Source organism: Mesorhizobium waitakense (assembly GCF_056431085.1).
In genome coordinates this window covers 1-7202 of sequence record NZ_JBWKME010000167.1, presented here as the reverse complement: position 1 = coordinate 7202, position 7202 = coordinate 1, and the positions used below count along the sequence as shown (strand labels likewise).

Genomic DNA, 7202 nt, shown 5'->3' with positions numbered 1-7202 from the left:
TATCTGTTGCCACCGTCGGCACTGCTGCTTGCGCATTGGCTCGGCCTTCCAGCTCCCACATCAGCCATCAATTCGAATTGAACGGTCGTCAGGTCTTCTGCTGCGCCACAATCGCACGCGTTCGAATGTCGGACCGACGACCAAGTTTCCGATCTTGATCGGCTCTGGGCCTCCTTCACGCTATGTGTCGTGCAGGTCTACAATACTGTTCAAAAGCTGGCGGCAGGGCACATAACCGCGCGGGACACAAAAGTTCGACAACCCGAAGGCGCTGGTCGAACATCACGGTGCGGCGACACGGGAGGTGCGGTTCAACGTGTGGCTGCACGCCGTTGCTCGCTACTGGGGATTTACGCCACGGGCTTCGGCTACGTCAAGCGCTGCTATTGCCGGCGGCGGCTCGTGACCGGGGCGGCGGATTCTCTTCGAGGGCGTGGATGTAAGTCAGAACTTGCGGACTGTGGCACTTGTGCTTGCCCCCCGGCGCCAAGGTATTGATAGCGGCGAACTTCACTTGCAGCCAGGTCGTCTCGTCCTGATCGACCGTAATGCGATGTCCCGACCAAGGCGCCGCCGCAAGTTGGGCAGAGACGCGATGAGCTGGATCGTGTGGGGCAGAACCGGCAGGCCGCTCGGCCAGCCTGTTCGTCTGCACCCGCACGAGGAAGCTGGTATCAAGGGCCTGCGCGGTGCAATAGAGCTCGTAGAGGTCGCTCTCCTGGTCAGCCACATGCACGCAGCGCTCGGGCGTGCCAACGAGCGCGATGGACTGGCGCAGGTTCTCCAGCCATACGGGGCAATCGGCCCGCCGATGTGGGTCGTTTAAATCGCAGCTCCGTCAAGGCTAAATTCGATCTTTCTCCGACCTACGGTTGTTTGGTTGTTCCGTCGTAAGCTTGGCTGGTTTTAAAGCGCCTTCAACTTCTGCGGTGCGGGTGATGCCGTTTGCCGGGTACAGGGTCGTTTACGCGGTCGAGACAGCCCGCCGCAGGATAGGTCTTCGTGGGACGGATCTTCCAATGTAATTGACGCACTTTGCTACCAGAATAGTGGCAAGTGCAGCCCACATCGCGGAATGATCCTGTCCGCGTCCCGACAGGGACGGATCGGCGCGTCCACAGCGTAGGCGCAAACGATAGAAAAGTCAGTTCAGAAGAGCGCTGCCTCTGGCGTCTTGTTGCGCATGTCAGGCTTCAGCAGCGATGCAGCGCTCGAAGAGTTCGCCCGTTCGGAGCATGGCATGCATGATCACGGCAAGCTTGCGCGCGACCGCGACGGCGGCTCGCTTGAACCCGATTTTCTCCTTGAAGCCCATATACGCAGCGCGCTATCGGCCTTGGTGCGCGTGAGGATCACGGTCGCCGCTTCATACAACAGTCCGCGTAGATGGTTGTCGCCCCGCCGGGATATATGACCGTCGTAATCGACTTCGCCCGATTGGTAACGTCTGGTGGTTAGGCCGATCCAGGCGCCGACCGAGCGCGACTTTCTGAAGTTTTCCGGATCCTCGATCGCCGCAACGAAGGAGGAAGCCGTCACCGAGCCGACGCCCGGGATCGACGCAAGCAGCTGGCATTGCTCACTCGAGCGGGCCGAAGCGACAAGCTGCTTGCTCAATTCGGCAGCGCGGGCGCGCACTCCAGGCATCGAGCAACGGCATGATAATCTGCTTGTAGCCCAGCATTGTTCGCTAGCAGGCTGCGCACATGGTCCTCGAACACGCGTCCCGCACCCTTGGGACGACCAGGCCGAACGTCTTCATCAGACCGCGGATCTGGTTGGACAGCTGGGTTGTCATCTTGAGCAGCTGATTGCGCGCTGCGACGAGCGTGCGAACCAGCATGCTGTCAAAGCTCTTCACTCGCACCTCGCGGTAAAAGCCGACCTCGGCAAGATGCGCGAGCCCGTCCGCGTCATTTGCATCGGTCTTGTTCGGCGCCATATCCAGCGCCGCCTTGGCATGGCGGGCATCAATGCAGATCGCCGGCAAGCCTTCCAGCGTCAGCGCATGATAGAACCAAACCGCCAGGGGTCCCGATTCGAACACGACACGTTCGGCGTTCGGAGCACGCTTGCGGATGACCTGTGCTATCAGTTTCGGATCGGACGGGCATTTTCCGCGCCAGATCCGCTTGCCTCCTTCGCGCACGAGACGAATGTATCTTTCAATGACACGTCGAGGCCGATAAACTGCTTCATGGTTGTCTCCCGTTTGATGCTGGGCTCGGCTGTGTGGTCGTGAGCCCGTATTTCATCCTATAGGGGGCAACCATCCTTCCAACGCATCGCAACCGCGCCAGTGTTCCCAACCCCGCGATTACCCTATGTAATCGGAAGCCGGCGTGGGCCGCGGCAGACGTCGTTTTCAGCTGCTGGACTGCTTGCATGGCGATATATGCGCCTAGACAGAGGGTCGCCGATCGGGCTGTTGGGGTAGCCGGTGATGATCCTGGCGAACACGTCGGCCAGGTAGCCGAGCGGCTCGACGTCGTTTCAGCTTGGCGCGTTTCGATTGACTCGATCTGGGACTATGGCGTCGGAGAAGACGGCGCCAAGTCGTTCGCTGATGCCGTCATCACAAACCGTTCGGATCTACGAAGTTCATAAAGAAAACCTGTGGTGCGCAGGCGGTAATGGCTCCGCTAGCGAACCCACGCCAAATGGATACCGCTCGCTGCGCGCACTGCCATTGCCGACGAGCGGCTTCGCTTATGCGCATGACATGGGACAGCATATATAGTCAGATGCGGCGCCCGCCATCGCGACTAAATCCAACAAGAGTCCGGTCACATAAAGTCATCCTCGTACGAGCATCTGGGTGAACCTGATGCGCTCTCGGTATCACTGCTTTCGCTGTCCTCAGTTTTGCAGAGATAGAGCGGCGGTTTGTCTGCACGCTGCCATTCACCGGCACTGTTCATCGTCCACTTTTCGGGATGCTGGGTAGGGTCAAGGACCATGTCGCAATCATCTACTTCAACAAACCCCATCGTCGCTGCGCGGGCTTGTGCTTCTGGATTAGCCGCACGCCAATTCAGCAACGGTCGTTCGCCGTCCATCCGAAGTTGATGCTCCAGCAGAATATCGCCTGCATTCTCGGCCAGCGGATGAGCGACCTGTAGATCCACTATGGAGGTGACCTCGGTTCGGCCAGGAAATTGTTGCCGCCAACTGTCGGATTCGAAATCAGTCATTCTGAATCCGCCTTCCGTTCTCAGCAGTCCGGCACTCTGGTTTCCCAATTGGTAGCTGAAATATCGCGCCTGCTCCGTGTCTCGGCGAATGCCGTATTGCCTAGCAACGTCCGCAGCGCGTCTGGCTCGGGAGGATACGAATTCCGAATACTCTTGTGGATTGTCGGCGATGTGCATGATCTCATCGCCATGAAATTGCCTCACCTCCCTCGTGAAAGAAGACCTGTCGATCTCCACCACCGGAGGTCTGGGATGGAGGGAGTACGGTTGCGTAGCCGCCGACGATGAGTCGCCGCTGGAATCGGATCCGGCTAAGTGCATCCGGGCAAACATGTCCCCGAGCTCTTGATTTTCTGCATCTGCTTGCCCGCTGGCATTACGCGTGTAGCGGACGTCGGACGAGCCACCAATTCGACCATACATGACGATTCGCACTCCTATCCTTCGAAATTGAGTTCAGGCCGGTTAACCGCGCAGGTCTAGATAGACCGTTTAGTTGACGACTAGCTGACGAATGAGTTCTCCCGGATGCAGAAACGAAACTCCGAACTGTTTTAATTGTTAGCGATACTGAAAAGGCTGCGGCCTACCGCAGGTCAGGCCATCCGCACTTTCGGATCTTGCTTGCTGTTAATCCAAAGGGGAGCAGTCCAGCCTCGTCGTCGGCATGAGAGAGAGAGAGCGAGAACGTGGGCAAACCACGTTGCGGTCGAGCCGTTGAAGCTGGGAGTTCGTCCTTGCCTGCTCGATGACGCCCCGCGCAACACCTTCTGGCAGGTGTTGCCGGCGAAAAGAAACAGAGCGCCGTCGCCTTGCTCTTGCTTGAGGCGGCTATCGCCTGCTCGGCAGCTTAGGTTACAAGTCGAAAGACCCAGCAAGGTAGGCCGCAACCTTGGTTAAAGCCATCCGCGCGAAACCGCCAAGACCAACGTAAGTGGGCAGCTGAGGCCGTTCAGCGCTGGGTATGCGGGGGGCAGGATCGAAAGGCTTGGAGCTCAGGCAGGATTCCTTGGTGAGGAATAGACTTCCATCTCGTTTGTAACCGGTATGAGATTCTTGGTGCCGATGTCCGGCTACGCTTTTCTGATGCGCGGCGTATGGTGCGACCATCCGGGACGGAGGCACCGGGAGCACGAAGGTGGGGGCAGGCCGATGCACACGATGAGCTGCGAGCTCGTGTTAGTAGCTGGCCGCCTCCGCGACTCGCCCGGTTGAGCCGTGAGCGCGAATCCGGGCCAAGCGTGGCCCTCAGATTGCTGCCGTCGACGTGGCACGAAAATTGGCGGTTCTTTGCCGGCATATGCTGACGCAGCAAGAGGACTACCTCTGGGCGCGATCCAGTCTGGTCGCCCACAAGATGCGCAACATGGAGCTGCAGGCCGTCAAGCCGCATAAGAAAGGCAACCGCCGCGGTCCGACCTATGCTTACAATGTCAAGGAACTTTGGAATCAAGAGATGCGTGTCGCCGAGCGGGCCCAGGAGGGTTACGAACACTTCGTCGAGGCTTGGCGCCCGCGCCCGCCAAAGGAAAGGGCGCGGGCGCCTCAGTCCGGCAAGGCTCGAATAAGGCGGCCCGGCGGCGCTTTCAGCCGGTGCACCACGCTTCGCCACGAGGTCGCCCGCGCTGGACGACAATAGCTGACTGCGGCGGGTATTTCCAGTTGCGCCAGCCCTCGGGGCTTTGCACCCCCGATCCGATCGAGCATGCCGCCGTGCTCGGGCCGATCAAGGCCAAGCCTTGCGGTGGCCGCGTAAAACGCGGCCACCCTCGACTGCTCCTGCGCCCGGCGGCTGTGAAATGGGGCGATCGGGACGGAAGAACACCAGCGACGCGGTCGAACCAAAGAACATACTCGGGGAGGTTCCAGGGCTCGTCACAAAATAACGCTTGTCGATCTCATCCGTCGTGGGCAATCACTTGTTCAGTTTCGGTAGACCAGAATGATGTCGTTTTGCCTGCCTGATGGCCCCAACGCCGCTGTGTAGGGCATGGGACGGAGCCGATCCGCCCGGCGTCGCCTATGTCTACGCGCCCGACCGCAAGGCGGAGCGTCCGATCGCCCATCTCGCAGGCTTCACCGGCATCCTGCAGGTTGATGGCTATGGCGGCTATCGCGTGCTCGCCGACAAGAGCGGGGTAACGCTCGCATTCTGCTGGGCACATCTATGGACGCCCCCGACTTTGCAAGGACTTTATGCGCGGCTTCGGCAATGCCTGCGGCTGCAGTCATCTATTCGGCCTCTACGATGTGGAGCACCCTGCGCCACGGGCCTTGATGGAATATCCGCGAACCGGCCCCCAATCACGTTGCGCGAGCTCGAGGCTCGATGCGCCCAACGGGTTCACCCGGTCCCGGTACGCCCGGTCTTGCCATCACCTGCTTACTTACCCTCGCAACCGCATCAGCCCGAAGCCGGGCCGATTAGAATGGCGGCGAAGATCATGCCGCTTCACGCGCCAGTGCGCCGTAGGTTCCACCGAATCGCAGCAATGCCCACACAACTCGTGCCGTCTTGTTCGCGATCGCCACGACCGCAACATTAGCAGGCCGCCGGTCCCTCAATTTAGCGAGCCAAATCCAGGTGCGTCCTCGCCAGCGCATGATCGAACGGCTACCGTGAATCAGCAGCTTGCGCAGATAGCCGTTCCCTCGTTTGCTGATCGAGCCGAGATGCTCCTTGCCGCCCGTGGAATGGCTGCTTGGGCACCAGCCCGAGCCACGCGGAAAAATGACGGCCGGATTTGAAGTCGGCCGGATCCCGCATCGACGAGACCAGGGCACTCGCGGTGACAACGCCGACCCCGGGTATCGTCATCAATCGTCGGCAGGCGCTGGAACCTCTCGCGACGGCAACCAGGTCGCTGTCGATCCGGGCGAGTTTGGTCTTCACCTCTCTTAGCTGTTCGACGAGATAACGTAGCGCATGCCGCGCCACAGGCGGAATACGCGCTTCCGATTCATCTTCGATCAGAACGGTCAGAAGGCCGATGTTGTGTGCCCGGTTCGGACCGATCACGCCGAATTCCGCCAGGTGACCGCGGATCGCGTTGATCAACTGGGTCCGCTGACGAACCAACATCTCTCGAACTCGGTGGATGACCAGGATCTCCTGCTGCATCTCTTCCTTGATGGGAACGAAACGCATCGTCGGTCGCGTGACTGCTTCGCAGATCGCCTCCGCATCGGCGGCATCATTCTTATTGGTCTTTACGTAGGGCCGAACGTATTGCGCCGGGATCAAGCGGACCTCGTGCCCCATACTGCGCAGCAGCCGACCCCAGAAATGTGCACCCGGGCAAGCTTCCAGCCCAACCAAGCAGCTCGGAAGGACGCGAAAGAACTGCTCCACGTCATCGCGCCTGAGCTTCCGTCGGACAATTGCTCTCCCATGCTCGTCAGCCCCGTGAACCTGAAAGACTGATTTGGCTATGTCGAGACCGACCACGTGAACTTCATCTGGCATGGCAATATCCTTTGTTTGACCACGCCCCATACTCCTCGCCACAGGGCGGAAGCGGAAGGGGGCGTCCATGCCATCACGTGCGCCGCCGCTTCTATGAACTGGCCGCTGCCGGCCCCGCGCCGATCGCCAGCGAGGCGCTCAAACGGATCGCCGAACTCTACAAGATCGAGGACGGCATCCGCGGCCGACCAGCCGATGAACGTCGTGTCGTGCGCCAGGAAAAGACCGTTGCGATCATCGCCGATCTTGAACCTTGGCTGCGCGAGAAGCTCGGCCTGATCAGCCAGAAGACCAAGCTCGCCGAGGCAATCCGCTACGCGCTCTCACGCTGGGAAGGCCTCGCGCGCTTCCTGAATGACGGCCGCATCGAGATAGACAGCAACACGGTCGAGCGTTCCATCCGTCCGATCGCGCTCAATCGCAAGAATGCCCTCTTCGCCGGCTCCGATGGCGGCGCCGAGCACTGGGCTGTCGTCGCCTCACTGATCGAAACCTGCCTATGCCGCGCGCGGCATAGGCAAGTTTATGCCGCACGCCGAACT

Annotated in this window: 3 protein-coding genes and 5 pseudogenes; 5 read left to right on the top strand and 3 right to left on the bottom strand. The window is 60.1% G+C overall.

Annotation, left to right across the window (positions count from 1 at the left end; all coding sequences use genetic code 11):
- Window positions 1-256 precede the first annotated feature (256 nt).
- Together AC07FD_RS31380 and AC07FD_RS31375 are read left to right on the top strand one after the other, a co-directional pair.
- A pseudogene (locus AC07FD_RS31380) lies at window positions 257-394 on the top strand (IS21 family transposase); the annotation flags it as partial.
- Between the two features lie 201 nt (window positions 395-595).
- Window positions 596-826 (top strand): hypothetical protein, encoded by a 231-nt coding sequence (locus AC07FD_RS31375; protein WP_167391998.1) that lies wholly within the window; start codon window positions 596-598, stop codon window positions 824-826.
- 360 nt (window positions 827-1186) lie between these two features.
- Here AC07FD_RS31375 and AC07FD_RS31370 read toward each other — a convergent pair.
- Window positions 1187-2199, bottom strand: a pseudogene (locus AC07FD_RS31370) (IS110 family RNA-guided transposase).
- Window positions 2200-2786: 587 nt separating this feature from the next.
- A complete protein-coding gene (locus tag AC07FD_RS31365) occupies window positions 2787-3617 on the bottom strand; it encodes an Effector protein NopP (RefSeq protein WP_478352996.1) in 831 nt (276 codons plus the stop codon).
- 877 nt (window positions 3618-4494) lie between these two features.
- Here AC07FD_RS31365 and AC07FD_RS31360 point away from each other — a divergent pair.
- Together AC07FD_RS31360 and AC07FD_RS31355 are read left to right on the top strand one after the other, a co-directional pair.
- A complete protein-coding gene (locus AC07FD_RS31360) occupies window positions 4495-4833 on the top strand; it encodes a hypothetical protein (protein ID WP_378976377.1) in 339 nt (112 codons plus the stop codon).
- Between the two features lie 346 nt (window positions 4834-5179).
- A pseudogene (locus tag AC07FD_RS31355) lies at window positions 5180-5362 on the top strand (IS66 family transposase); the annotation flags it as partial.
- 274 nt (window positions 5363-5636) lie between these two features.
- On the opposite strand, the pseudogene AC07FD_RS31350 reads toward AC07FD_RS31355, so the two are convergent.
- Window positions 5637-6660, bottom strand: a pseudogene (locus AC07FD_RS31350) (IS110 family RNA-guided transposase).
- A gap of 74 nt (window positions 6661-6734) precedes the next feature.
- On the opposite strand from AC07FD_RS31350, the pseudogene AC07FD_RS31345 reads away from it, so the two are divergent.
- A pseudogene (locus AC07FD_RS31345) lies at window positions 6735-7202 on the top strand (IS66 family transposase); the annotation flags it as partial.

Coding starts and splice junctions, on each gene's coding strand:
- AC07FD_RS31375 (WP_167391998.1), top strand. CDS start 596: ATGAGCTGGATCGTGTGGGGCAGAACCGGCAGGCCGCTCGGCCAGCCT.
- AC07FD_RS31365 (WP_478352996.1), bottom strand. CDS start 3,617: ATGTATGGTCGAATTGGTGGCTCGTCCGACGTCCGCTACACGCGTAAT.
- AC07FD_RS31360 (WP_378976377.1), top strand. CDS start 4,495: ATGCTGACGCAGCAAGAGGACTACCTCTGGGCGCGATCCAGTCTGGTC.